Origin of the sequence: Streptomyces sp. NPDC047043 (assembly GCF_040644055.1) — a bacterium.
Lineage (GTDB): Bacteria > Actinomycetota > Actinomycetes > Streptomycetales > Streptomycetaceae > Streptomyces.
The window spans coordinates 114,983-139,111 of record NZ_JBEYVO010000020.1 but is presented as its reverse complement, the minus strand read 5'-3'; the positions used below and the strand labels follow the sequence as shown (position 1 = coordinate 139,111).

The 24,129-nt window shown below is 70.1% G+C and carries 20 protein-coding genes, 1 pseudogene and 1 riboswitch; of the genes and pseudogenes, 10 read left to right on the top strand and 11 right to left on the bottom strand.

Annotation, left to right across the window (positions count from 1 at the left end):
* Positions 1 to 240: 240 nt before the first annotated feature.
* Positions 241 to 1,713, bottom strand: coding sequence for an FAD-binding protein (locus tag ABZ880_RS29840; RefSeq protein WP_361268748.1), 1,473 nt, complete (start codon positions 1,711 to 1,713; stop codon positions 241 to 243).
* A gap of 382 nt (positions 1,714 to 2,095) precedes the next feature.
* On the opposite strand from ABZ880_RS29840, the gene ABZ880_RS29835 reads away from it, so the two are divergent.
* The gene (locus tag ABZ880_RS29835; protein ID WP_361268745.1) at positions 2,096 to 2,308 is read left to right on the top strand and encodes a hypothetical protein; all 213 of its coding nucleotides are present in this window, start codon (positions 2,096 to 2,098) and stop codon (positions 2,306 to 2,308) included.
* A 22-nt stretch (positions 2,309 to 2,330) separates the two neighbouring features.
* On the opposite strand, the gene ABZ880_RS29830 is transcribed toward ABZ880_RS29835, so the two are convergent.
* On the bottom strand, positions 2,331 to 4,793 hold the full coding sequence (locus tag ABZ880_RS29830; RefSeq protein ID WP_361268742.1) for a SpoIIE family protein phosphatase: 2,463 nt from the start codon (positions 4,791 to 4,793) through the stop codon (positions 2,331 to 2,333).
* Between the two features lie 209 nt (positions 4,794 to 5,002).
* Here ABZ880_RS29830 and ABZ880_RS29825 point away from each other — a divergent pair, with 209 nt between their 5' ends.
* Both ABZ880_RS29825 and ABZ880_RS29820 read left to right on the top strand, forming a co-directional pair.
* On the top strand, positions 5,003 to 7,189 hold the full coding sequence (locus tag ABZ880_RS29825) for a SpoIIE family protein phosphatase (RefSeq protein ID WP_361268739.1): 2,187 nt from the start codon (positions 5,003 to 5,005) through the stop codon (positions 7,187 to 7,189).
* Between the two features lie 93 nt (positions 7,190 to 7,282).
* Complete coding sequence (locus ABZ880_RS29820; RefSeq protein ID WP_361268736.1) at positions 7,283 to 7,537, top strand: EF-hand domain-containing protein; 255 nt, start codon at positions 7,283 to 7,285, stop codon at positions 7,535 to 7,537.
* Between the two features lie 34 nt (positions 7,538 to 7,571).
* Here the strand turns inward: ABZ880_RS29820 and ABZ880_RS29815 are convergent, their stop codons facing one another.
* Positions 7,572 to 8,363, bottom strand: coding sequence for a VOC family protein (locus ABZ880_RS29815; RefSeq protein WP_361268733.1), 792 nt, complete (start codon positions 8,361 to 8,363; stop codon positions 7,572 to 7,574).
* A 79-nt stretch (positions 8,364 to 8,442) separates the two neighbouring features.
* Positions 8,443 to 8,853 (bottom strand): hypothetical protein, encoded by a 411-nt coding sequence (locus ABZ880_RS29810; RefSeq protein ID WP_361268730.1) that lies wholly within the window; start codon positions 8,851 to 8,853, stop codon positions 8,443 to 8,445.
* Positions 8,854 to 9,143: 290 nt separating this feature from the next.
* Between ABZ880_RS29810 and ABZ880_RS29805 the strand changes: the two genes are divergently transcribed.
* Both ABZ880_RS29805 and ABZ880_RS29800 read left to right on the top strand, forming a co-directional pair.
* The gene (locus ABZ880_RS29805) at positions 9,144 to 14,345 is read left to right on the top strand and encodes a family 43 glycosylhydrolase (protein WP_361268728.1); all 5,202 of its coding nucleotides are present in this window, start codon (positions 9,144 to 9,146) and stop codon (positions 14,343 to 14,345) included.
* 43 nt (positions 14,346 to 14,388) lie between these two features.
* Complete coding sequence (locus tag ABZ880_RS29800; RefSeq protein ID WP_361268725.1) at positions 14,389 to 14,988, top strand: hypothetical protein; 600 nt, start codon at positions 14,389 to 14,391, stop codon at positions 14,986 to 14,988.
* Positions 14,989 to 15,062: 74 nt separating this feature from the next.
* Here ABZ880_RS29800 and ABZ880_RS29795 read toward each other — a convergent pair whose 3' ends face one another.
* The 4 genes and pseudogenes from ABZ880_RS29795 to ABZ880_RS29780 form a co-directional block, all read right to left on the bottom strand.
* A complete protein-coding gene (locus ABZ880_RS29795) occupies positions 15,063 to 15,215 on the bottom strand; it encodes a hypothetical protein (protein ID WP_361268722.1) in 153 nt (50 codons plus the stop codon).
* Positions 15,216 to 15,336: 121 nt separating this feature from the next.
* A pseudogene (locus ABZ880_RS29790) lies at positions 15,337 to 15,594 on the bottom strand (CocE/NonD family hydrolase C-terminal non-catalytic domain-containing protein); the annotation flags it as partial.
* A gap of 7 nt (positions 15,595 to 15,601) precedes the next feature.
* Positions 15,602 to 15,940: a thioredoxin domain-containing protein gene (locus ABZ880_RS29785; RefSeq protein ID WP_361268720.1), complete on the bottom strand. Its 339-nt coding sequence runs from the start codon at positions 15,938 to 15,940 to the stop codon at positions 15,602 to 15,604.
* Positions 15,941 to 16,209: 269 nt separating this feature from the next.
* The gene (locus tag ABZ880_RS29780) at positions 16,210 to 17,349 is read right to left on the bottom strand and encodes a helix-turn-helix domain-containing protein (RefSeq protein WP_361268717.1); all 1,140 of its coding nucleotides are present in this window, start codon (positions 17,347 to 17,349) and stop codon (positions 16,210 to 16,212) included.
* Between the two features lie 87 nt (positions 17,350 to 17,436).
* Here ABZ880_RS29780 and ABZ880_RS29775 point away from each other — a divergent pair, with 87 nt between their 5' ends.
* The 5 genes from ABZ880_RS29775 (at position 17,437) to ABZ880_RS29755 (ending at position 22,514) form a co-directional block, all read left to right on the top strand.
* Positions 17,437 to 18,492 (top strand): ferredoxin reductase, encoded by a 1,056-nt coding sequence (locus ABZ880_RS29775; RefSeq protein WP_361268714.1) that lies wholly within the window; start codon positions 17,437 to 17,439, stop codon positions 18,490 to 18,492.
* A 7-nt stretch (positions 18,493 to 18,499) separates the two neighbouring features.
* Entirely contained in the window at positions 18,500 to 19,621 is a 1,122-nt protein-coding gene (locus tag ABZ880_RS29770) for an acyl-CoA desaturase (RefSeq protein ID WP_361268711.1), read from the top strand.
* A gap of 490 nt (positions 19,622 to 20,111) precedes the next feature.
* On the top strand, positions 20,112 to 20,948 hold the full coding sequence (locus tag ABZ880_RS29765) for a maleylpyruvate isomerase family mycothiol-dependent enzyme (protein WP_361268708.1): 837 nt from the start codon (positions 20,112 to 20,114) through the stop codon (positions 20,946 to 20,948).
* 54 nt (positions 20,949 to 21,002) lie between these two features.
* Positions 21,003 to 21,071: riboswitch (guanidine-III (ykkC-III) riboswitch) on the top strand.
* 12 nt (positions 21,072 to 21,083) lie between these two features.
* Positions 21,084 to 21,962 carry an MBL fold metallo-hydrolase gene (locus ABZ880_RS29760; RefSeq protein ID WP_361268705.1) on the top strand — a complete coding sequence of 293 codons (879 nt, stop codon included), beginning with the start codon at positions 21,084 to 21,086 and terminating at the stop codon, positions 21,960 to 21,962.
* Positions 21,963 to 22,067: 105 nt separating this feature from the next.
* Entirely contained in the window at positions 22,068 to 22,514 is a 447-nt protein-coding gene (locus ABZ880_RS29755; RefSeq protein WP_361268702.1) for an SRPBCC family protein, read from the top strand.
* Positions 22,515 to 22,650: 136 nt separating this feature from the next.
* On the opposite strand, the gene ABZ880_RS29750 is transcribed toward ABZ880_RS29755, so the two are convergent.
* The 3 genes from ABZ880_RS29750 to ABZ880_RS29740 all read right to left on the bottom strand — a co-directional run bounded on the left by ABZ880_RS29750 (position 22,651) and on the right by ABZ880_RS29740 (position 24,026).
* Positions 22,651 to 22,884: a DUF5302 domain-containing protein gene (locus ABZ880_RS29750; RefSeq protein ID WP_361268699.1), complete on the bottom strand. Its 234-nt coding sequence runs from the start codon at positions 22,882 to 22,884 to the stop codon at positions 22,651 to 22,653.
* Between the two features lie 117 nt (positions 22,885 to 23,001).
* A complete protein-coding gene (locus ABZ880_RS29745) occupies positions 23,002 to 23,421 on the bottom strand; it encodes a nuclear transport factor 2 family protein (protein WP_361268697.1) in 420 nt (139 codons plus the stop codon).
* A 113-nt stretch (positions 23,422 to 23,534) separates the two neighbouring features.
* Positions 23,535 to 24,026 carry a flavin reductase family protein gene (locus ABZ880_RS29740; RefSeq protein ID WP_361268694.1) on the bottom strand — a complete coding sequence of 164 codons (492 nt, stop codon included), beginning with the start codon at positions 24,024 to 24,026 and terminating at the stop codon, positions 23,535 to 23,537.
* Between the last annotated feature and the right edge of the window lie 103 nt (positions 24,027 to 24,129).

The window sequence follows — 24,129 nt, the reverse complement described above, 5'->3', positions numbered from 1 at the left end:
AAGCCGCGAGAATCGCCCACTGCCACCCGGGAGAGGAAGGCGCGGGAGTGCTGGAGGCAGTAGGAGCGGACCTCCTCGTCGCCGGCACTCCCGAGGTCGAAGCCCTGGGGTGCGGGAGGCTCGGTGTACGCGGGCTGGTGCCAAGGGCGGTCTTTGGCCATCTGGCCATCCGTCCAGTCCGCGGGCATCGGCATGCCGTCGCCACCGGCGTCGAAGCATCGGTGGCGACGGCCCGCAGGGCTAGAAGATGCCCTGGCCCGGGACCAGGATCCCGCGTGGGTCGTACGTGCGCTTCGCCGCTTCGAGCCCTGGCCAGGCCGAGCCGAAGTGGGTTCGCCAGTCCGCGTGGGTGAAGGGGATGCTGCCGACCGGGTACTGGGTGCCGCCTGCCGCTGCGGTGGCTTCGTAGGCGGAGCGGTTGGCGGCCAGGAGGCGGTCGACGGTGGCCGTGTCGTCGGGCGGGGTCGCGCGCAGGACGGCGAAGAGGTACGGCACGGTGTCGGCAGGGGTGCGCAGCAGGGGTGTGGTGAGGCGGGCGCGGAGGATCGGGTAGACGAGGACGACGCCCGGGCCCAAGTCGGCGGGGGTCAGGGCGTCCAGCGCCTCTGCCGTGAGGGCCCGAGTGGACTCTCCGGGGAGCAGGAGGTTGAGCCAGGGGTGCGCGTACGTCCAGAGGCCCGCCTCCTTCAGGGCGGCCACGGCGGGGGCCAGCCGGTCGAGGAAGTCGTAGTAGGCGAGGTCGGAGGCCTGGACGCCGGACGGGTCGTGGCGCATGCCGCGCAGCAGGAGCGTGTCGTCGGGGGTGGGGCCGACCGGCGGGCCGTAGGCCACCGCCTCCAGCGTGTAGATGCTGAACGCTCCGTCGGAGTCGGCCGAGACCTGGCCCTCGACGTAGTCGAAGCGGCCCTCCTGGACGAGGGTGCGCTGGTCCTCGAGGAAGGTCTCCAGGTCGTCGTAGGGCAGGAGGTAGTGGCGTACGGTCTCGGGCGCGGGCACCAGGCGGAGGGTGGCGCCGACGATGACGGCGCACTGGCCGAGGCCGGCCAGGACCGCGTGGAAGAGGTCGGGGCGGCGGGACGGGGAGCAGCGCACGAGTTCGCCGGCCCCGGTGACGACCTGGAGTTCGGTGACGTTGTCGACCTGGGCGCCGTGCCGGTGGGTCTGGCCGCCGAGGCCGCCCACGGACAGGGTGCCGCCGACGGAGAGTTCGAGGTAGTCGGTGAAGACGGGCGGGGTCAGGCCGTGGGGGATCGCGGCCTTGGCCACCTCGCTCCATCTGACGCCGGCGCCGACGGCGACGGTGGTGCGGTCCGGCCCCAGGGGGCCGATGTCCGCGAGGGTCGCCGTCTCGATGACCAGACCGTCCTTCACCTGTGCCTGCCCGAAGGTGGCGTGGCCCTGACCGCGCGGTGCGACCTGCAGGCGGTGCTGGTTGCAGAACCGGACCATGGCGACGACGTCGCGGACCGACCCGGGGCGCAGGACGGCGAGGGGCCGGCGGTGCACGATGTGGCCGAAGTCGTCGGAGGCCTCCGCGAGTGACGACTCGTCCGTGACGAGCGTCCCGTCCAGCCGGGGAATGCCGGCCAGGCCCCGGCCGGACCCACCTCCGGTCACGGCCCAGCTCCGGGTGGCCGGATCGAAGCCGACCACCGCCGCCCCCGTGACCGTGAGACCACGCAGGACGGTGCGTCGTGACGGTGTGTGAGACATGCGCGCTACCACCTCGGGAGTAATCCGGCCGGAAGTAATCCGGAATGAGTAATTCCACTTGAGTTTAAGGGAGTTGGTCGACTTTTCGCGGGTACACCCGATCATCGGCCGCCGGGCACCAGAAACCCAGCGGCCGATCGGCCATGTCGTCAGAGCAGATCGAGCGCGTCGAACCCGTAGCCGGGGCTGAGGTATCCCCCCGCCGCCCGCCGAACCGCTGGCGGCGGTGAGGGTGAAGGAGACCGGCAGACCCTTGTTGATCTCCTTGAACTGGTAGGCGGGCCAGGCCGATTGGGGCGAGCTGCCGATGACGTAGGTGTCGGCGGTCCAGGTGGCCGCGTGGGAGTCGGAGGGGTGGGCGTAGGTGACGAGGGAGGCGTTCTTGAAGCCGGGCCGGGGTGCCGTTCCAGTCGCCGATGCGCCAGACGGCGGTGTGGCGGTGGAGGGGTCGCCGGTGATGGTGATGGGTGTGCAGCGTGGTGAAGGCGCCCGCGGTGATCGTCACGTCCTGGGTGCGCTCGGCGAGTTCGCCCGTATTGGGTCTCAACATCCGGGATTCGGCGGCGAGTTCGACGGCGAAGTCGGCGGTTCGTGAACGCGGCCGATGCCTGTCGGCCTTACGGGATCTCCTGCTCCGCCCAGATGATCTTCCCCTCGGCCGTGTAGCGGGCCCCCCAGCGGTCGGTCAGCTGGGCCACGAGGAAGAGGCCGCGGCCGCCTTCGTCCGTGCTGCGGGCGTGCCTCAGGCGCGGGGCCGTGCTGCTGGCGTCGGCGACCTCGCAGGTCAGGCGGGCGTCGCGGAGCAGTCGTAGGCGAATGGGCGGTTCGGCGTAGCGGATCGCGTTGGTGACCAGCTCGCTCACGACCAGCTCCGTCGTCATGGCCAGCTCCTCCAGACCCCAGGCCTCCACCTGGTGGGTGGCCCGGGCCCGGATGTCGGCCACGGCGGACGGGTCGACCGGCACGTCCCAGGAGGCGACCCGGTCGGCGCCCAGGGCGTGGGTGCGCGCCAGGAGGAGGGCGATGTCGTCGGGCTGTGGTTCGGGCACGAGCTGCCGCACCGCGGAGGTGCACAGGCTGTTGAGGTCGGCGCCGGATGCGGCGAGCACGTCGCCGAGCCGGGACATGCCCCGCTCCATGTCGCCGTCGGCGCCCACGATGAGGCCATCGGTGTAGAGGCCGAGCAGGCTGTTCTCGGCGAGCTCGATCTCGGCGCACTCGAACGCCATCCCGCCCAGGCCGAGCGGCGGTCCGGCCGGGGGCTCCGGGAAGGACACGGTCCCGTCGGGGGCGATGACGACGGGCGGCGGGTGGCCGGCCCGGGCCATCGTGCAGCGCCCGGTGACCGGGTCGTAGACGGCGTACAGGCAGGTCGCCCCGAGGAAGGCGGTCGTGCTGCGCTCGGCCGCCTCGTCGTCGGTCTTCTCGGCGCTCAGCCGCAGCACGAGGTCGTCGAGGTGGGCCAGCAGTTCGTCGGGGGGCAGCTCCATGTCGGCGAGGGTCTGCACCGCGGTGCGCAGCCGGCCCATGGCCGCCGCGGCGGTGATGCCGTGCCCCACGACGTCGCCGACGACGAGACCCACCCGGGCCCCGGACAGCGGGAGCACGTCGAACCAGTCGCCGCCCACCCCGCCCGTCGGGTCCGCCGGCAGATACGCGGAGGCCACCTCCAGCGCCGTCCCGCCCGTGATGGCCTGGGGCAGCAGGCTGCGCTGGAGGGTGACGGCCGCCGTGTGCTCGCGGGTGTAGCGGCGGGCGTTGTCGACGCACAGCGCCGCCCGCGCCACCACCTCCCGGGCCAGCAGGACGTCGTCGGGCTGGAACGGAACGGGATTGAGCGACCGAACGAAAGTGGTCAGGCCCAGGACGGTGTTGCGGGCCCGCATCGGTACGCAGATGAGGGAGTGCAGGCCGAACTCCCGGATCCGCTCTGCCCGTTCGGGCTGTTCGGCGACCCACAGCTCGTCGGACGGGTCGAGCACGGGGGTGAGGATCGGCTCGCCGTCGATGAGCAGGTGCACGTCGTGCGACGGTGGGAGGAAGTCCACCCGGTCCCCGATCCGGGCCACGGCCTCCGGGCACCCCTCCCGCACCGAACTCATCCCGGCGCGGCGCATCTCCGGCCTGGCCCCAGCCGGTCCCGCATCCGTCAGCCACGCACCGTGCCCTTCGGTACTGAGAACGGGCTCCAGGAGGTCTACGACGACGAAGTCCGCGAACCGCGGAACGGCGAAGTCGGCGAGTTCCTGGGCCGTGACCATCACGTCCAGGGTGGTGCCGACGCAGGCCCCGGCCTCGTTGACCAGCGACAGGAGCCGGCGGGCGGTCCAGCGCTCGGTGACGTCCTGGACCATGTAGCAGACCCCGGAGACGGAGTCGTCGGCATCCACCAGGGGGAAGAAGGACGTGGAGTAGGCGTGCTGGCGGTGCGGATCGGCCCAGCTCCACCCCAGGTACTCGTAGTCGAGGACCGGCTCTCCGGTGTCGAGGACCTTGCGCATCAGTCCCTCGATGGTGGCCGCCTGCAGCCCGGGCAGCAGCTCGCTCAGCCGGCGCCCCAGCCGCTGTTCGCGGGGCACTCCGCCGAAGCGTTCGAGGGTGTCGTTCAGCCACACGTAGCGCAGCTCGAGGTCCATCACCGCCATGCCGACCGGGGAGCGGGTCAGGAACCCGTCGAGCACGGACTGGCCGACCGTCCACTGCCGGCGCTGTTCCCGCGCCGACAGCAGGAAGCACTCGTCACCGCCCATCCGGAACGACGCGGAGACCCGCAGGTCGACGTCGAGGGTGCGGCCGTCGCGGCGTCGTACGGGGATCCGGCCGTTCCACCCCATTCCGGCGCGGCACCGCTCCGCCACGCCGACCACCCGCGCCGGGTCCCCGGGCAGCGCCACCAGCAGCGCGGCGGAGCCGCCGACGACCTCGGACGCCGGCCAGCCGAGCAGTGTCTCGGCGCCGCGCGTCCAGCCGGCCACCACGCCCTTCGCGGTCACGATCGCCGCCGCGTCCGTGGACGCGTCGAGGAGATCGCGCGGACCCGCGGGCATGGGCCCGTCGGGCTCTTCTCGCGCAGGATCCATGGGTGCCATCCGGGTCGGTGCTGTACACGACCATGTTCCTGCTTGACCGGCCGATGCGCACGGGACCGGCGGCATCCGCGGCCGTGACTCGCAGCGCTTCCGCCCTCCCCGGACCGGAGGGACCATGGAAGTACCGCTGGTCGGAACCCGGTGTGCGGCGGCGTCGGCCGGGTAACCGGATCCCGCGGAACGGTGGAGGTGGTTCCGGGATGACAGCCGAATCCTCCCAGACGGAAGGTGACGCGTCCTCGCGGCCCGAAGGTCCCGAGTCCTCGCGGCCCGAAGGTGCCCGATCCGTCCTGCCCGACGGTGCCGAGACCTTCCGGTCCGAGGGCGGCGAGTCCTTCCCGTCCGAAGGTGATGTGCAGGCCGTCCAGGCGTCCCCGCCGACCGGGCTGCTGGATGTCCTGAGCGTGGCCGCGATGGTCGTCGACGCCGACGGGCGCATCGTGTTCTGGACGCCGCAGGCCGAGGAGCTGTTCGGGTACAGCGCGCCGGAGGCGCTCGGCAAGTACGCGGCCCGGCTGTTCATCCACCCCGAGCACCTGAAGGCGGTGGTCAGGCTGTTCACGGAGGTGCTGGAGACCGGCCGCAGCTGGGCCGGCGCCTTCCCCATCCGGCACAAGGACGGCAGCACCCGGGTGATGGAGTTCCGCAACATGCGCCTCCAGGACGATCTCGGGGACGTCTACGCCCTGGGCATCGCGGCCGACCACTCCCTGCTCCAGCGCGTCGAGACCGACCTGGCCCTGTGCGAGCGGCTGATCAACCAGTCGCCGATCGGTCTGGCGCTCCTCGACCCCGATCTGCGGTATCTGCTGGTCAACCCGGCGCTGGCGCGCATCGACGGCATCCCGGCCGAGGACCACGTGGGCCGTGGCCTCAGGGAGACCCTGCCCCTTCCGGACGTCGACACCATCGAGTCCGCACTGCGTCAGGTGCTGACCACCGGCACTCCGCTGCTCGACCAGTACCACGTGGGCCGACCGCCGGCCGACCCCGAGCACGAGCATGCCTGGTCGCTGTCCTTCTACCGCCTGGAGGACCCCGGCGGGCGGGTCCTGGGCGCCGCCGCCTCGGTCGTCGACGTCACCGAACGCCACCGCGCGGCCTCCGAGGCCGACCGGGCCCGGCGCCGCCTCGCCCTGATCGCCGACGCCTCCGTGCGGGTCGGCACCACACTGGAGGTGGAGGAGACGGCCCGTGAGCTGGCCGAGATCGCGGTGCCCCAGCTCGCCGACGTGGTCGCCGTGGACGTCCTCGACTCCGCCCTGGCCTGCCGCCGCTCACGCAGACCCGACAACGGCCCCGAGCTCTTCCGCGCCCTCGCGCTCAAGGCCGCCCATCCGACCGAGGCACTGCGCGCCGCCGACCCGCCCGGCGGCCTCGCGGCCTACGACGGGGACCGCCTGGTCACACTGTGCGTCCACACCGGGCGGCCGGTCCTGGTGCGGCACGTCGGCGACCACGATCTGCCGCGCATCGCCCGGGACGCCGAGGCCGGCTCGCTGCTGGCCCGGGCCGGCGTCCACTCGTATCTCGCCGTGCCGCTGATCGCCCACGGCGAGATCCTCGGCGCCCTCGACCTCAAGCGCACCCGCAACCCGCTCCCGTTCGACCAGGACGACGTCGTCCTCGCGAGCGAGCTGGCCGGCCGCGCGGCCGTGGCCATCGACAACGCCCGCTGGTTCCAGAGCGTGCGCAACACCTCCCTCACCCTGCAGCGCAGCCTGCTGCCCGACCACCCGCCCAGCCACGCCGGCCTCGAACTCGCCTCCCGCTACCAGCCCGCCCAGGCCACCAGCGAGGTCGGCGGCGACTGGTACGACGTCATCCCGCTCGACGACGACAAGACCGCCCTGGTCGTCGGGGACGTCATGGGCAACGGCATCGACGCGGCCGCCACCATGGGCCGGCTGCGCACCGCCACCTGCGCCTACGCGGACCTCGACCTCGAACCCGGCGATGTGCTCCAGCACCTCGACAAGATCACCTGCGACCTGGAGCACTACATCGTCACCTGCCTCTACGCGGTGTACGACCCGCGCACCAGGCTGTGCCGCATCGCCAACGCGGGCCACATGCCGCCCGCACTGTCCGGCCCGGACCGCGCCCCCGAACTGCTCGACCTGCCGCCCGGTGCCCCGCTCGGCGTCGGCGGCATCCCCTTCGAGACCATCACGACCCGCCTCGACCCCGGTGACCTGCTGGTCCTCTACACCGACGGTCTCGTCGAGACCCGCCACCACCCCATCGACGACCGTCTGAACGTCCTGCTCGGTTTCCTCGACGAGCCCCACCGCCCTCTGGAGGAAACCTGCGACCTCCTGCTCTACGGCCTGCGCCATCCCGACGACCACGACGACGTCGCCCTTCTGGTCGCCCGGGCCTTGTAGGGAACCAGGGTGACGGGAGAGGCGTTTTCGTTCATGAGTTCGCGAGCGAGGCAGGTGGACCTGTCCGCCGTTGAAAGGACCAAGGGGGACACGATGAGTGAAAAGGCCCGCAAGTTGTTCGAGGCTCTCGACCTCGACCACAGCGGGACCCTGACGCGCGACGAGGTGATCATCGCCCTGCGGACGAAGGGCCCGACGCTCGCCGCGGACGGGGATCTGCCGTTCTGGGCCCTGGGAGACGCCGACTCCTCCTCCGCCCTGTTCGACGCCGCCGATTTGAACGGGGACGCGGTGGTGACGCTGGAGGAGTTCGCGGCCGTGGTGGACCGGCGCTTCGGCTGGCACTGACGCCGGGAAGCTCCGCTCCGCGTTCTGCGCCCGTTCAGCCTTCGGCCGGGGCGAGCACCACGAAGTCCGCGTTCGACGGGTCGAGACAGACGGCCAGCCTGCCCACCCCCTCCATGTCCGCCGGACCCATCTGCACACTGCCGCCGTTCTCGGTGACGCTGGCGACCGCTGCGTCACAGTCGGTGACCGCGAAGACCGGGTGCCAGTACGACCGTCCGTTCGCAAGGGAGAGGTCCTCGGGGGCGACCTGCATGAGGCCGCCGTGCATACGGTCCTCGGGGAGTTCGGCCGGAGTGATGAGGGTGTAGGCTCCCCCGCCGCCGGGCATCGGCATGTCGCCGAACTGCCAGCCGAAGACGCCGCCGTAGAACTCCTTCGCGGCCGCGGCATCGGTGGTGTACAGCTCGGTCCAGGACAGCGAGCCGGGCTGGTCCGCCAGCTCGAAACCGGTGATCTTCCCGGGCCGCCAGACGGCGAACTGGCCCCCCTGCGGGTCGCTGTACTGCGCCATCTGGCCGTCGTCGCCGAAGTCCCTCGGCGCCACCCGTACCGTGCCGCCCGCGCGCTCCACGGCCTGTGTCGTGGCGCCGGCGTCGTCGACGCAGAAGTAGATCATCCAGGCGGACCGGGCACCCTCCTCGGTGAGCTTGCCCAGCCCGGCGACGATCTTGCCGTCCTTGCGGAACATCCCCCCTTCCATCCCCTCCCCCATGGACTCGAAGTCCCAGCCGAGCACGGCGCCGTAGAAGGCCGCGGCCGCCTGGACGTCGGGAGCGCCGAGGTCGAGCCAACAGGGAGAACCAGGAGCGAAGTCGGTAGTGATCACGGGTGGGCCCCCTTTCACGAATCCCGTACGACTTCAGCCTGCCACCGGCCACTGACAGGCGCGCGTCGGCGCTGCGCGGCTACGCGTAGTAGGAGGCGTAGAAGGAAGCCTGCCGGGCGACGGAGAAGTCGTCGAAGTCGCCGGCTGCTTCGCAGGCGACCAGACGTCGGAGCGCGGCCTTGCCGGTCTCCGACGGGTCGGACGCCATATGGGCCTTGGTGGCGGCAAGCCCGCCTCCGCACAGCAGCTGGATGTCGATCGAGGCATCGGCATCCATGCCGGCCGACTTCGCCTGCCAGATGAGCGGGACGTCGTCGAGGACGGCGGCGTTGAAGAGCTGGACGCAGCACAGCTTCATCAGCTCGGTGTCGCCTCGGCCCTGGGCCTCCCGCTCGAACTCGGTCTGTTGCCGAAGCAGTTGGCGCACTTCGTCGAGCCCCTGGGGGTCAGGGTGCAACCCGTGCCGGCGCAGCCACTCGTCCTCGTCCACCGCTGATCCCGCCCCCGTCCGATGCCGTCGCCCCACGGTAAGGCCTCCAACATCGCACGGATCTCCGGCTGTTGGAGGCCAGGACTGCAATGCGTTCGGCCTGTCGGACATCGTTCGAAACCTCTTGACGCTGCACCACGCCCCGATTGACACTCTCGCAACACGACGTCACACAGCCGCAACGACCGGGCGCCCTTGGCCAAGGCGCCCGTTGTCGGCTCGCTCTCCCTTGCTGTGCCCCGTTGCCTTGCCCTGTCCCCCGTCAGCCATGCCTCCGCAGGGATCCCCACATGACGTACCTCGCACGTCCGCGCACCCGCGCGAGACGCCGGGCGGGCCGCCTCGCCGCCCTGACCTCCGTGTCGCTGTTCCTCGGCCTCGCCGCACCCGTACTGCCCGCGCAGGCGGCCGGCGCCGCGGACGTCACCGACGGACTGGCCCTCTGGTACAAGCTCGACGCGGCCTCCGGCAGCACCGTCACCGACGCCTCCGGCAACGGCCGCGACGCCACGGTGAGCGGCACCGCCGACTGGTCGGCCGCCGGGCAGGGGCTCGCCTTCAACGGTTCCGACACCTACCTCAACGTGCCGGACAACGTCATGAAGGGCATGGACTCGATCACCGTCTCGGCGGACGTGCTGCTCGACTCCGCCCAGACCACCCCGTACTTCATCTACGGCTTCGGCAACTCCAGCGGCAGCAACGGCAACGGCTACCTCTTCACCACCGGCAACTCCCTGCGCACCTCGATCGCGACCGGCAACTGGTCGACGGAGCAGACCACCAGGCCCGGCGACTCGCACAACCTGACCCGCGGGGTCTGGAAACACCTCACCTACACCCAGACCGGCAACACCGGTGTGCTGTACGAGGACGGCGTCGAGGTCGGCCGCAACACCTCGGTCACCATCACTCCCGGCTCCATCGGCTCGGGCACCACCACCGCCAACTACATAGGCAAGTCGGTCTACTCCGGCGACAAGCTCTTCAAGGGCCGTATCCGCGACTTCCGGATCTACGACCGGGCCCTGAACTCCTCCGAGGTCGAGCAACTCGCCCTGCCCGTCGACACACAGGGCGTCGCCGACGACAAGGCCGCACTCAACCTCGGCGACACCAGCGCGGTCACGGCCGACCTCGACCTGCCCACGACCGGCACGGCGGGCGGCTCTTCGATCAGCTGGGCCAGCGACAACACCGCCGTCGTGTCCGACTCCGGCAAGGTCACCCGCCCCGCCGCCGGCGAACCCGACGCCCATGCCACCCTCACGGCGACCCTGAAGAAGGGCACCGTGACCGACACCAGGACCTTCGACGTCACGGTCCTGCCCGACTTCGACGACCAGACGGCCACCGAGCAGGCCGCCCAGGCCCTGAGCATCCACAACCTCGACGACGTACGCGGCAACCTGACCCTCCCCGCGACCGGCGCCTACAGCACCGACGTCACCTGGTCCTCCGCCCGCCCCGACGTCGTCTCCGCCGACGGCGTCGTCCACCGCCCCGCGCACGGCGACGGCGCCACCACCGTCGAGTTGACCGCCACGGTCACCAAGGGCGAGGCGAGGACCACCCGCACCTTCACCGCGAAGGTCCCCGAACTCCCCGCGACACAAGCCCTCAAGGGCTACATGTTCAGCTACTTCACCGGCGAGGGCACCGCGGACGGCGAACAACTCTACGCCGCGCTCAGCAAGGGCAACGACCCGCTGAAATGGCGGGAGTTGAACGACGGCAAGCCGGTCCTGACCTCCACGCTCGGCGAGAAGGGCCTGCGCGACCCGTTCATCATCCGCTCCCCCGAGGGCGACAAGTTCTACCAGATCGCCACCGACCTCAGGATCTACGGCAACGGCGACTGGGACGCCGCCCAGCGCACCGGCAGCAAGTCCATCATGGTCTGGGAGTCCACCGACCTGGTGCACTGGACCAACCAGCGCCTGGTCAAGATCTCCCCCGACAGCGCGGGCAACACCTGGGCGCCGGAGGCGTTCTACGACGCGAAGCTCGGCGAGTACGTCGTCTTCTGGGCCTCGAAGCTGTACGACAACGCCGACCACTCCGGCGACACGTACAACCGCATGATGTACGCGACCACCCGCGACTTCTACACCTTCAGCGAGCCCAAGGTCTGGATCGACCGCGGCTACTCGGTCATCGACTCCACGATGATCCAGAACAACGGCACCTACTACCGGCTGTCGAAGGACGAACGGAACAACACCTCCTCCACGCCCAACAGCAAGTTCATCTTCGAGGAGAAGAGCGACTCGATCCTCAACCCGTCCTGGACCGCGGTCGCGGAGGGCATCGGCAAGGGCGCGATGAGTGCCGCCGAGGGGCCGTTGGTGTTCAAGTCGAACACCGAGGAGAAGTGGTACGCCTTCCTCGACGAGTTCGGCGGCCGCGGCTACATCCCGTTCGAGACGACCGACCTCGACTCCGGCAACTGGACCCCGGTCACCGACTACGACCTCCCGTCCAAGCCGCGCCACGGCACCGTCCTGCCGGTCACCCAGGCCGAGTACGACCGGCTGCTGCGCGCCTACCAGCCCGACCAGCTGGTGGAGAGCGTCCAGGACGTGACGGTGAAGACCAAGACCGGTCAGGCGCCGGTCCTGCCCGCCACCGTGATCGCCACGTACGCCGACGGCGTCAAGCGTCCGGTCTCCGTCAGCTGGGACGACGTACCGGAGTCCAAGTACGCGCAGCCCGGCACCTTCACGGTGACCGGCAGCCTGCCGGACGGCGCCGCGATCCCGGTGCAGGCCGAGGTCACCGTGTCGGAGGAGGGAGCCGACGTCCCGGCCGACCTGCTGCTGGACTACGCCTTCGACGAGACGTCCGGCAACATCGCGGTCGACTCCAGCGGCCACGGCTACCACGGCACCTATGTTCGTACGCCCGACTTCGGCACCGGCGTGCACGACGGCTCCTTCAAGATGTCCGGCGACTCCGCCACCTCCCCCTACGTCAAGATCCCCAACGGCGTGCTGAAGAACGCCGACAGCGTGACCGTGTCGACGTACGCGAAGTGGAAGGGCGGCGACAGCTTCCAGTGGCTGTTCGGGCTCGGGCCCGACAGCAACAAGTACCTGTTCGCCACACCCTCCAACGGCGGCTCCAGCCTCTACTCGGCGATCACGAAGGCGAGTTGGTCGGCGGAGTCGAAGCTCACGGCCGGCTCGCAGCTCACGCCCGGCGAGTGGCGGCACGTCACCGTCACCCTCGACGGCTCGACCGGCACGATGGTCCTCTACGTCGACGGCATCGAAGCGGCCCGCACGACGACCACCATCAAACCGTCCGAGCTGTACGACGCGAACAAGGACTACAGCGGCTACATCGGCCGCTCCCTGTACTCGGCAGACCCGTACTTCGGCGGCGAGGTCGACGACTTCCGCATCTACGACCGGGCCCTGTCGGCCGCGGAGGTCATGGAGCTCAGCGGCAACACCGCGGGCATCGCGAAGGCCACGGAGTCCGGGCTGAAGGTGGACGCGATCGTCGACAACGCCGACAGCAGGATCACGCTGCCGATGAAGGAAGGCACCGATCTCACCGCCCTGGCACCGCAGTTCACCCTCGCGCACGGCGCGGCGATCAGCCCGGCCTCGGGCAGCGTCCAGGACTTCAGCAAGCCGGTGTCGTACGAAGTGACCGGGTCCGACGGCAAGAAGCGCACCTGGACGGTCTCCGCGCTCGTCATGAAGAGCCCGGTCGTGCCGGGGCTCAACGCCGACCCGAACATCGTCCGCTTCGGCGACACCTTCTACCTCTACCCGACCACCGACGGCTTCGACGGATGGAGCGGCACGCAGTTCAAGGCGTACTCCTCCACCGACCTGGTCCACTGGAAGGACCACGGCGTCATCCTCGACCTCGGTCCCGACATCTCGTGGGCGGACAGCAGGGCCTGGGCGCCGACGATCGCCGAGAAGGACGGCAAGTACTACTTCTACTTCTGCGCCGACGCCAACATCGGTGTCGCCGTCTCCGACTCACCGACCGGCCCGTTCAAGGACGCGCTCGGTCAGCCGCTGCTGAAGGCCGGCCAGATGAGCGGCCAGATGATCGACCCGGCGGTGTTCACGGACGACGACGGGCAGTCGTATCTCTACTGGGGCAACGGGCATGCGTATGTGGCCCCTCTGAACGACGACATGACGTCCATCGACACCTCGAAGGTCAAGGACATCACCCCCAGCGGCTACAACGAGGGCTCCTTCGTCATCAAGCGCAAGGGCACCTACTACTTCATGTGGTCGGAGAACGACACCCGCGACGAGAACTACCGCGTCGCGTACGCCACCGGCCCCTCCCCCACCGGTCCCTGGACCAAGCAGGGCGTGATCCTCTCGAAGGACCTCTCCCTCGGCATCAAGGGCACCGGCCACCACAGCGTCGTCCACGTCCCGAACACCGACGACTGGTACATCGCCTACCACCGCTTCGCCATCCCCGGCGGTGACGGCACGCACCGCGAAACCACCATCGACAAGCTGGAGTTCGACTCCGACGGCCTGATCAAGAAGGTCGCGCCCACGCTGACGAGCATCGACCCGGTGACCGTCGTGCACGCCGGTGAGGACGCCAGCGGGACGGAAGGCGACGCGATCGCGCTGAACGGCACCATCTCCGGTGCGGGCAGCCCGAGTTGGACGGTCGAGGAGGGAGCGCCCTGCACCGTCGCCGACCCCGGTGCGGCGAAGACCACGATCACCTGCACCGACGACGGCACCTTCACGGTCACCCTGACCGGCGGCCTCAGCAGCGACACGACAACCGTCACGGTGGCCAACGCGGCGCCGTCCATCACCTCCGCCGAGGGGCCGCGGTCCGCCGTATCGGTCGGCCAACGCACGGTCGTCACAGCCGAGTTCACCGACCCGGGTGCGCACGACACCCACACCTGCGCGGTCGACTGGAAGGACGGCAGCAACCCACAGCCCGGCACGGTCACCGCCGCCGGCTGCCGGGCCGCACACACCTACGCCAAGGCCGGCATCCGCCACCCGGTGATCACGATCACCGACGACGACGGCGCCACGGACAGCACGACGCTCCCCGAACTGATCGCCTACGACCGCTCCGCCGGACCGGCGTTCGGCACCGGTGTCTTCATCTCCCCCGCCGGCGCCTTTCCCGCCAAGCCGGACCTGACGGGCAAGGCCGCCTTCCTCGTCACGGCGTTCTACCCGAAGGCAGCCACCGCCCCCACCGGCCAGGCCTCCCTCGAACTCGGCCCGGCCAGGCTGCAGTTCCGCTCCACCGGCTCCGACTGGCTCGTGGTCACCGGCTCCCAGGCCGTGTATCAGGGCTCCGGCACGGTCAACGGCACCGGCGGCTACGCCTTCCGCGTCACCGCCACCGAAACTCCGGACACCTTCCGCATCAGGATCTGGAAGAAGTCCGGCGGCGACGTCGTCTACGACAACGCCACCAGCCCGAGGCTCCTGGGCATCGTCACCATCGGCAACCGCACCCGGTGAGCCGAACCGGTTGAACTCCTACCCCCACAGGAGGACCCCCCACATGAGTTCACGAAAGACAGTGGCCGCCGCCGCGCTGGCGGCCGCCCTGCTGGCGGGTCCGGGCATCGCCCAGGCCGCCCCGCAGACGGTCCCGGCGCCGCAGGAGCAGGTGGCGGCGGCCACCATCACCTGGACCCTGGAGCGGGCGAGCCACCCGACCCAGGACCAGCAGTCGGCGTACGACCTGATCACCAAGGCGATGAACGCCGCGGTCGCCCGCTACAACAACCTCAGCGACCTCGGCAAGAGCATCACCGTCCGCTACGACCCCGGCGTGGGCACCGCCGACGGCAGCAACAACGGCACCATCCGCTTCGGCAGCAACCGCAGCTACATGACCGAGCGGACCGCCCTGCACGAGATGGCCCACACCATCGGCGTGGGCACCAACGCCAGCTGGAACACCCTGGCCGGCGGGGGGACTTGGCGCGGCGCGCAGGCCACCGCGCTGGTCAAGCAGTTCGACGGCTCGGGCGCCACGCTGTCCACCGGCGGCGGCCACTTCTGGCCCTACGGCCTGAACTACGAGAACGAGTTCTCCAACACGGCGGCCGACCGCCACGTCCAGATCGTCGCCGCGATGGTCCGCGACGGTCTGTAGCTGCAAGGCCGGTACGTCGGCGGGCGCATCCGGGGCCAGGTGCTCCGGGTGCGCCCGTGGTGTTCGCCCCCTTCTCACGCCGACGGATCGCCGGGCAGTACGAGGCGGAAGGTGCAGCCTTCGCCGGGTGCGATGTCGAGTTCGAGGTGGCCGCCGCGGGCCCGCGAGCGGGAGGGGTCGACGCGGAAGAACCGCTCGAAGACATGGGCGGCATCGTGCGCGGTCAACCCCGGCCCTTCGTCGGCCACCCACCACGCTCGCCGCGACGCCCTCTGGCAGGGATGGTGAGGCGCTCGTACGTCCTGGTCGCTCGGTTCTTCCGGTGAGGCGGAGCCAGGAACCGTCTGTGGGGCCTGCGTGCAGGGTCTGGGTGCTCCGCTTGAACGCAGGCGTGAGCCAGGGGTCGTCAGCAGTACCGGAGTTGGGAAGATGGTTCGGGAAGTCACTGCTCGCGATCGACAGTGCGATGCGGTGGCCCGGCCGCATCCGGTAACCGGTGTCCGAGATGGACCTGCGCCGGGGCTCCGGCTCGGCGGTGGCGCTACCGCGAACGATCATGCGTGCGCTCCCGTCGGGGGCCACGTCGAGGAGCCGTACGTGCCGCAGCGGCCGCTCAGAGGTGGCCGTCCAGGAACTTCCGTACCTCGGCGGTGGTCATCGGCCCCGTTCCGTGCGCCGCCACCTCTCCCTTCTTGAGCAGGACGTAGGACGGGGCTCCGGTGATCCCGTATCGCTCGGTTGCGGCCGGACAACGCGTGATGTCGGCGCGGACGGCCGTCAGGCGGCCCGCGTAGTCGTCGGCGATGCCACCCACGACGAGGTCCATCACCCGGCAGGGCTCGATTGCCTTGGGCCATGTCCCGGTGAAGTATGCGAGGACCGGAACTGCGCTCATCCCGAGGATGAAATTGAACTCCGCGTCCTCACGGGGTCGGTGAACCCGCTTCGTCATGGAAGCTCCTGACCTCACGTTCCGTCATTCCATCCCCATCATCCCTCGCGCGGTGTGCCAGGCCGGCCCGGTCGGTCCGGTTGACCTGTCGGAAGGAAGGCGCGGGGCCGTCGCAGCGCCGCCGCCTCGTCCCGTCTGCCCTGGCACGCCCGGGTCTCAGCTGGCTCATACCGCTCTTCCCGGGCCGCATGAGCCAGCTGATGGCACCGAGAACGAGGCACGGTTCCCGGGCCGCTCGCGGACGCGGTCGTGGACGGTCGAAGTACGCGTCAGCCGGCCCGGAGACCGACCGCCAGCGTCAGTTCGAGGACCCGGTGTGGCGATGCGAGATCGGGAAACAGCTCCCGCAGTTGCGACATCCGGTACCGGACTGTCTGGGGATGGACGAACAACGCCGCCGCCACCTCGTCCCGTCTGCCCTGGTGCAGCAGCCACGCCCGCAACGTCTCCTCCAGCCGCCGTGCGGTCGCGACAGGCAAGGTCCGCAACGGTGCGAGGGCTCGGGCACGCAGGTCTGCGAACGCGTCCACGTCGGCGCTCAGCACCAGCTCGGGCAGGTGGTCCTCGGTGTCGCGAATATCAGAGGAGAGGGAGCGCGCCCGTACGGCTCGTGCGTACGAGGCGGACGCACGAGCCCATGGCCGGGCCGGGCCGACCACGGCGGTGCGGTCGGTCAGCTGCCGCAGGAGATGTGATCGGTCGGCATCGGGGACGAGCAGCACACCGGTGGCGTCCGGCAGATCGTCGAGGACGAGGGTGCTCGGGTCGAGCGTGCGATAGGCAGGCCGGGCCTGGGCGGTGGGCAGCAGGACCGCGGTCAGCGAAACCGGAGGCTGCCACCCGGCCCGTTGAGCGGAGGCCAGCAGCACGTCGGGGCTCGCGCCGGCGAGGAGGTCGCGGGCCAGGTGTTCCAGGTGGCGCTCGTGGGCCCTGCCCCGGGCGGCCAGTTCGTCGGCGTGGCCCGCGGCGCTCGCGGCCGAGAGCTCGTCGATGTAGGCGAAGGTCAGCTCGGCGAACTTGGCGACCTCGGCGGCGGGCAGACCTGCGGGTACGGCACCCGCTGCCAGGCATCGCCACGCCACGCGGGCACCGACGCGGTAGGCGCTGAGCAGGGCGTCCATCGAGCGGCCGTCGCGCACCTCGCCGCGGCCCAGCTCGTAGGCTGCGTCACCGGCGTCGCCGCCCGTGGCGTTCCCGCTCGCGAGGTCCAGGTAGTGCCCCAGCGCGGTGCGGACGGCTCGGCGGATGGTGGCGCCCATATGGCCCGACAGCGCGTTGGCGTAGGGAGGGACCTCGTCGATGATCGCCTGGACGACCTCGTCGGCGGTGGTCTTCAGCGCGGCCCGAAGTGCGGTGACCGTTGTCTCGTCCAGGGCCAGTTCGCTGACCCTCCGGATTGCATGGCTCACGTTTTTATTCCCTGCGAACAATTCCACCGACCAGATTCACGTCCTGCGGTCAGGACTTTACGCCTCAAGGCGCAGCAAGCTGGAGCCATGACGAGTACAGCCCTCCGCAGCAGGGCGTGGAAGCTGCTGGAGATGGTCACGACGCCGCTGCTGCCGTCGGACTACCTCGACCTGGTCAGCCCGCTGCGTGCGGGCGCCGACCTGCGTGGGCGCATCGAGGCCGTGCACCCCGAGACGGGTGACGCCGCGACCATCGTGATCAGGCCGGGACGGGGCTGGCGCGGCCACACGGCCGGTCAGTACGTGCGGATCGGCGTCGACGTCGACGGGGTGCGCCTGTGGCGTGCGTACTCGCTCACTTCACCGACAAAGCGCCAGGACGGCCGCGTCACGATCACCGTGAAGGCGATCCCGGACGGCAAGGTCAGCAACCACCTGGTCCGCAGGGCGACACCGGGCACGCTGATCCAGCTCGACCAGGCGACCGGTGACTTCGTGCTGCCGCAGGCCAAGCCCGCCAAGGTGCTCTACCTGACGGCCGGCAGCGGCATCACGCCGGTGATGGGCATGCTGCGCGACACCGAGTTCGACGACGTCGTCATGGTCCACTGCGCGCCACAGCCGCAGGACGTGATCTTCCGCAACGAACTGCACGAGCTGGTCGCGGACAAGAAGCTGCGGCTCATCGAGGTGCACACCGACACGGACGGCATGCTCGACATCGCCCGTCTCGACGAACTCGTGCCCGACTGGGCCGAGCGCGAGACCTGGGCCTGCGGGCCCGCGGGCCTGCTCGACGCCGCCGAGAAGCACTGGAGCGAGCACGGCGTCCCAGAGCGCCTGCACACGGAACGCTTCCGCCCCAGCGTCGTCGCCACCGGCGACGGCGGCGAGGTCACGTTCAGCGCCACCGGCAAGACCGTCGACGCGGACGGCGCCACGCCGTTGCTGGACGTCGGCGAGGAGGCCGGCGTGCTCATGCCCTCCGGGTGCCGCATGGGCATCTGCTTCGGCTGCGTCACGCCGCTCAAGTCCGGCGCCGTACGCGACCTGCGCACCGGCGAGGTCACCGAGGCAGAGCCGGGCGTCCTCATCCAGACCTGCGTGTCCGCCGCGGCGGGCCCCTGCGACATCGAACGGTAGGAGCACCTTGACCGCCATCGACCCCACCGCCCACCTGACCGCGGAGCAGATCGAGGAGCTCGGCCGCGAGCTGGACGCGATCCGCGACGAGGTCATCGCCGGCCGCGGCGAGAAGGACGCCGCCTACATCCGTAAGGTCATCTCGGCGCAGCGCACGCTCGAGCTGGTCAGCAGGGGCGTGCTGCTGTTCTCGATCTTCCCGCCCGCGTGGCTGCTCGGCACCGCCGGTCTGTCCGTGGCGAAGATCATGGACAACATGGAGATCGGCCACAACGTCCTGCACGGCCAGTGGGACTGGATGCGAGACCCGAAGATCCACTCGACCACCTGGGAGTGGGACCACGTCTCGCCGTCCGACCAGTGGAAGCACTCGCACAACGAGCTCCACCACACGTACACCAACGTGATCGGCAAGGACAACGACCTCGGCTACGGCATCATGCGCGTCGACGAGGACCAGAAGTGGCACCCGTTCCACCTCGGCCAGCCGCTGTGGAACTTCATCAACGCCTGCTTCTTCGAGTACGGCATCGCCGCGTACGACCTGGAGCTGGGCAAGAACCTGAACAAGCGCCGCCGCAAGAACCCGGAGTTCCGCGCGCGGGCCAGGGCCGTGGGCCGCAAGATCCGCAAGCAGGTGCTCAAGGACTACGTGATCCACCCGCTGCTGTCGGGCCCGTCGTTCCTCACCACGCTCGGCGCCACGTTCACCGCGAACCTGGTCCGCAACATCTGGTCCCACTCGGTGATCATGTGCGGGCACTTCCCCGAGGGCGTGCAGGTCTTCGAGCGCCGGTCGATCAAGGGCGAGACGCGCGGCCAGTGGTACCTGCGCCAGATGATGGGCTCGGCGAACATCAGCGGCAGCAGGGCCATGCACTTCATGACCGGCAACCTGTCGCACCAGATCGAGCACCACCTGTTCCCGGACCTGCCGAGCAACCGGTACGCCGAGGTCGCGGTGAAGGTGCGCGCGCTGTTCGAGAAGTACGAGCTGGAGTACGTCACCGGGCCGCTGCCCAAGCAGGTGTTCTCCGCGTGGCGCAAGGTCTTCCGGCTCTCGCTGCCGAACAAGAAGAAGCCCGAGGTCACGACGCCGGAGCGCGAGCAGGAGCTCGTCGCGGCCTGATTCCCGGTATTGGTTCAGATCTTTCGGCGGTACCGGCGGCACCGCCGGGTTCGGTGAGATCCGTTGCGGACAGTGGGCGGCCGCGACATCAGACCGTACGACACGGGATCCGGCAGCCCCGTGTCCGGCTGCGCCGTCATTTCGGTCGGCGTTCGCGGGCATCCGCGCTCCCGACCGGAGTGTCGTCGTCCGCGGCAGCGAGGTGGGCAAGCGTTCGGCCACCTTCACCCGGCGGGAGGGCGGCGAAGCCGTCGAGCAGCTCTGGTTCCTCGCGACCTGAACGGCACGTGCCCGGAGTGGTTGACCCGTGGCCGCGCGGACCGATGACAGCCACGAAGGCCGGGGAAGAAAGCAGGGAACTGACGAAGCGTCAGACAAGGGCCCTCCGCAGCGCCGTGGAGCGCGAGGGCTTGTCGCACGTCCTCGCGTCTGATTGGGTACGGCGCGCCGGATACGCGAGGGGCGCGTCAGGCGGGAGGGACCAGAAGGCGTGCAGCCTACGGCGCAGCAGGACATCCGCGGGCCGCTTCCGGAACGGCTCGCACGGGCGATACGCGAGACGGCGGGTGACATCGCCACGCTGTTGAAGAGCGCGTCCGACACGACGCTTCCCGTACCGGATTCGCAGTGGACGCTCGGTGAGGCGGCCGCCCATCTGGCCCTGGCCAACGAGCTGATGGCCGACCTCGCAGCCGGGCGCGAACGCCCCTACGGAGACGGCACGCCGCAGAGTCTGGCCGCGGCCAACGCCCAGTCCCTCGACGCCTTCGGGGAGCGCGGGGCGCAGCCCCTGGCGTCGATGATCACGGAGCAGGCCGATGTGTTCCTCGACGCCGTCGGCCGGGCCGCGAGCGACGAGAGCACCGCCGGCTCGGCCCTGGTCACGCCTCTGGGCCCCATGGACCGGCACGTGCTGGCGTCCTACCTGCTGACGCACATGCTGGGCCACGGCTACGACCTCGCTCGCGCGCTGCACCGCCCGCACATGATCGACCGCGAGCGGGTCGGGCTGTGCATGCCGTTCATGCTCGCCGTGATGCCGCGCGTCGTCGACGCGGCCGCCACCGCCGGTCTGGCCGCCCGCTATGCAATCCGTCTGCGGGGCGGTGCGGCATTCGGCGTCGGCCTGGGCGACGGCGCCGTGCACGTGAGCCCGACGCCGCTGGAACGTCCGGACTGCACCATCCTGATCGAGCCCGTGACCTTCCTGCTCATCGCGCTGGGCCGTCGCAACCCGTGGGGGGCCATCGGGCGGGGACAAGTGGTCGCCTGGGGACGCAAACCCTGGCTCGCGCCCCGCTTCCCGACGCTGTTCACGGCGCCCTGATCCCCTACCGGGCAACTGCTCGCCCGTACTCGAGGTGCGCTGATAGCGTCCCGGATGGAGACGCGAGCGCGTGTCTTCCCGGACGAGATGTGCGCCGTACCCGGCCCGCCAAGACGACGCACTGCGGGAGGCATCGTGTCCGGTGCGGGCGAGCTCGGGGTCCGGAAGTTCAGCGCGGAGCCACTGGGCGTCGACTGGATTCACGGGTCGCCGTCGGCCAAGCACAACACCGACCCCGATCTTCAGGTGCACTGGTACGACGGGCACACGGTGGTGCTGAGGCAGAACAAGGCCATCAACTACGAGGCTCCGTTCCTGTACCTGTTGTTCGGGGAGCGCCAGGCGGTCCTGATCGACACGGGTGCCACGGCGTCACCGGAGTTCTTTCCGGTCCGCCGGACCGTCGACGACCTTGTCGAGACATGGCTGGCCCGTAACCCCCGTGACTCCTATGGCCTCGTCGTACTCCACACGCACTCGCACGGCGATCACGTCGCGGGCGACGGCCAGTTCCTGGGCCGGCCGGACACGGTCGTGGTGGGTGGCGACCGGGATGCGGCCTGGGCCTGCTTCGGGTTCGCCGACGACCCGGAGGCGGTGCGGCCTCTCGACCTCGGGGGCCGGGTGCTGGAAGCGCTCGCGACTCCGGGCCATGACGCTGCGGCGATCACCTTCTACGACCCGTGGACCGGGTTCCTGCTGACGGGGGACACCGTCTACCGCGGACGGCTGTACATCGAGGACTGGCCGGCCTTCTCACGGACCATCGACCGGCTGATCGCATTCGCCGACCGCCGTCCGGTCACCCACGTCCTGGGCTGCCACATCGAGATGACCCGCGAGCCCGGCGTCGACTACCCGGTCCGCACCACGTACCAGCCGGACGAACCCCCGCTCGAAATGACCCCGGCCCACCTGCACGCCGTGCGCGCGGCCCTGGACGAGATCGGGCCCCGCCCCGCTCGCCGGGCGTTCGCCGACTTCGTCCTCTGGCCCGAAGGGACCAGCGGCTGAAGGCCGACGAGGAGCACGGGTGGCATCGCGCCGATAGGCTGAAAACGCTCGGCAAGGCAGCGTGCACTCAGCCGGAACACCAGCGACCTGAGCACAGGAGGAACCGTGGCCGGTCAGTTTGAGGCGACAGCCGAGATCAACCGCCCCATCGAGGAAGTCTTCGCCTTCCTCTCCGACGGCACCAACGACCCCAAGTTCAGCCCGCGGGTCCAGGCGATCACGAAGGATCCGGAGGGGCCGACGGCCGTGGGCACGGTCTTCACGAGCACGGTCAAGGACGCCGGCATGAAGACGGGCCGGAAGTTCCGGATCACCGAATTCGAGGCTCCCCACCGAATCCGCTGGGCGGAGATCTCGAAGAACATCGTCACGGCGGACGAGGGCGGCTACGACCTGGAGTCCACCGGTCCGGGCACGACCAGGGTGAGGATCTTCAACGTCCTCGAAGGCCACGGCATCGGAAAGCTGCTGGTGGGCTTCGCACTGAGTGCGGCACGCAAGGACGCGCCCGCGTTCGGCCAACGCATCAAGGCGGCGGTGGAGGCGTCCTGAGAGGGGCAGGGGCGGCACTGGCACGAGTGCGGCGGCGCACCACGGCGATCGGCGTGTCGGCGTGGAGCGGGGCCGGTGCGGGCCGTCGGCGCCACCCTGGCGCCCACGCCCCGCACGCGGCATCACGAGCTGTTGATCAGCCCCCGCTCTTACGCCGAAACGTCCGCTGGTTCGCGGCCGGGCCGTGCGTGCCACGGATCTTCGACCCGTCCGTGTGCGCGGCACCCTCCGTCTGCCCGCCGCGCTTGCGCGCGAGGGCCTCACGGAACTTGCGCTTGAGGTCGTACTGGCCCTCCTCGTCGGGCGCCAGAGGAGGGCGCTCGGCGTCAGCCGGCTCCGGACCGTCCTGCGGTGAAGAATCGGCAGTCATGGTGACCTCCTGCGTTCGCACGGTTGAGGACACAGCGTGTCATGCCGAGCACCGGAAGGAACACCATGACCGCCACCGCCGACCAGGCCGGTCGGCCAGGGCACGGCGTCATGTGGGCTACGTCGACGGCGGCACGTCCCCGGACGTGTGGGCGAACAGTTTGCTGACCACCTTCCAGGTCCCCTCGACGCGCGCGAGCTGGAAGTAGTCGATGAAGGAGAGCGAACCCCAGTAGCCCTCCTCGGCCACCACGGCCGTGGCCGCGTCGCCCGTCTGCTGCACCGAGAGGATGCGCGCGCGATGGCTGCCCGTGTCGCCCGGTTCCTTCGCCGCCAGCTCGATGAACTGCGCGACAGGCATGTCGTAGCGGGTACCTGCGACCGAGCCGAACATCCGGGCGTCCGGGTGCGAGGCCTCCTTCAGCTTCGCGGTGTCGCCCTTCGCCTCGCCGTCGAGGAAGAGCTGCACCACCTCGCGCACCTCGTCGTACTCGCGGACTGCGCTCACGTCGGCCTGACTGCCAGGTGCCTGGGCCATGACGCCACCTCGCTGCTCTCCCGATACCGCGTCAACAGCGGTTGAGCCGAGCGGTCTGTCACCAGCGTAACCAGCCTCGAGCTGTCCCGCAGGGCGCCTCTGACCTGCGAGAATCACGAAAGACGTGTCAGCGGCCGGAAAGTGCGCCGGAAATACAGCAGGGGCTGGTCGTCCAGGACGGTGACATCGTGGACGCGGGCGACCAGGATGCTGTGATCGCCGCCGTCGTGGCGGGCATGGGCCACGCAGGCCAGGGTGACCGGGGCGTCCGGCAGGAAGGGAACGCCCCGGTCGTCGGGGGTGAACTCGCCTCCGGCGAACTTGTCGGCGCCACTGGTGGCGAATCTCGTCACCAGGGAGAGATGGCGCGGGGCCACGATCTGGATGGTCCACTCTTCGCTCTCGAGGAAGGCCGGGTGGCACCGGGCGGTCTTGGCGAGGCAGACCAGGACCAGGGGCGGGTCCAGCGACAGCGAGCAGAACGAGCTGGCGGTGAAGCCCCAGGGCCGTCCCCACCGGTCCACCGTCGTCATGATCGTGACGCCCGAGGGGAAGGCCGCCATGGCGTCGCGGAATCGGGGCGAGAGATCTGCGTGTACCACCATGGGGCAGAGCCTGCGCCGGGCCTCTCACGCCTGTCCCAACGCCGTCTCAACCGTCCGTCAACGCGCCCGCGTTGAGCGGACGTTGTGACCGGCGTTACCTCCA

Coding starts and splice junctions, on each gene's coding strand:
- ABZ880_RS29740 (WP_361268694.1), bottom strand. CDS start 24,026: ATGGTGGTACACGCAGATCTCTCGCCCCGATTCCGCGACGCCATGGCG.
- ABZ880_RS29785 (WP_361268720.1), bottom strand. CDS start 15,940: ATGACGAAGCGGGTTCACCGACCCCGTGAGGACGCGGAGTTCAATTTC.
- ABZ880_RS29825 (WP_361268739.1), top strand. CDS start 5,003: ATGACAGCCGAATCCTCCCAGACGGAAGGTGACGCGTCCTCGCGGCCC.
- ABZ880_RS29830 (WP_361268742.1), bottom strand. CDS start 4,793: ATGGATCCTGCGCGAGAAGAGCCCGACGGGCCCATGCCCGCGGGTCCG.
- ABZ880_RS29750 (WP_361268699.1), bottom strand. CDS start 22,884: ATGACTGCCGATTCTTCACCGCAGGACGGTCCGGAGCCGGCTGACGCC.
- ABZ880_RS29805 (WP_361268728.1), top strand. CDS start 9,144: ATGACGTACCTCGCACGTCCGCGCACCCGCGCGAGACGCCGGGCGGGC.
- ABZ880_RS29840 (WP_361268748.1), bottom strand. CDS start 1,713: ATGTCTCACACACCGTCACGACGCACCGTCCTGCGTGGTCTCACGGTC.
- ABZ880_RS29800 (WP_361268725.1), top strand. CDS start 14,389: ATGAGTTCACGAAAGACAGTGGCCGCCGCCGCGCTGGCGGCCGCCCTG.
- ABZ880_RS29820 (WP_361268736.1), top strand. CDS start 7,283: ATGAGTGAAAAGGCCCGCAAGTTGTTCGAGGCTCTCGACCTCGACCAC.
- ABZ880_RS29775 (WP_361268714.1), top strand. CDS start 17,437: ATGACGAGTACAGCCCTCCGCAGCAGGGCGTGGAAGCTGCTGGAGATG.
- ABZ880_RS29745 (WP_361268697.1), bottom strand. CDS start 23,421: ATGGCCCAGGCACCTGGCAGTCAGGCCGACGTGAGCGCAGTCCGCGAG.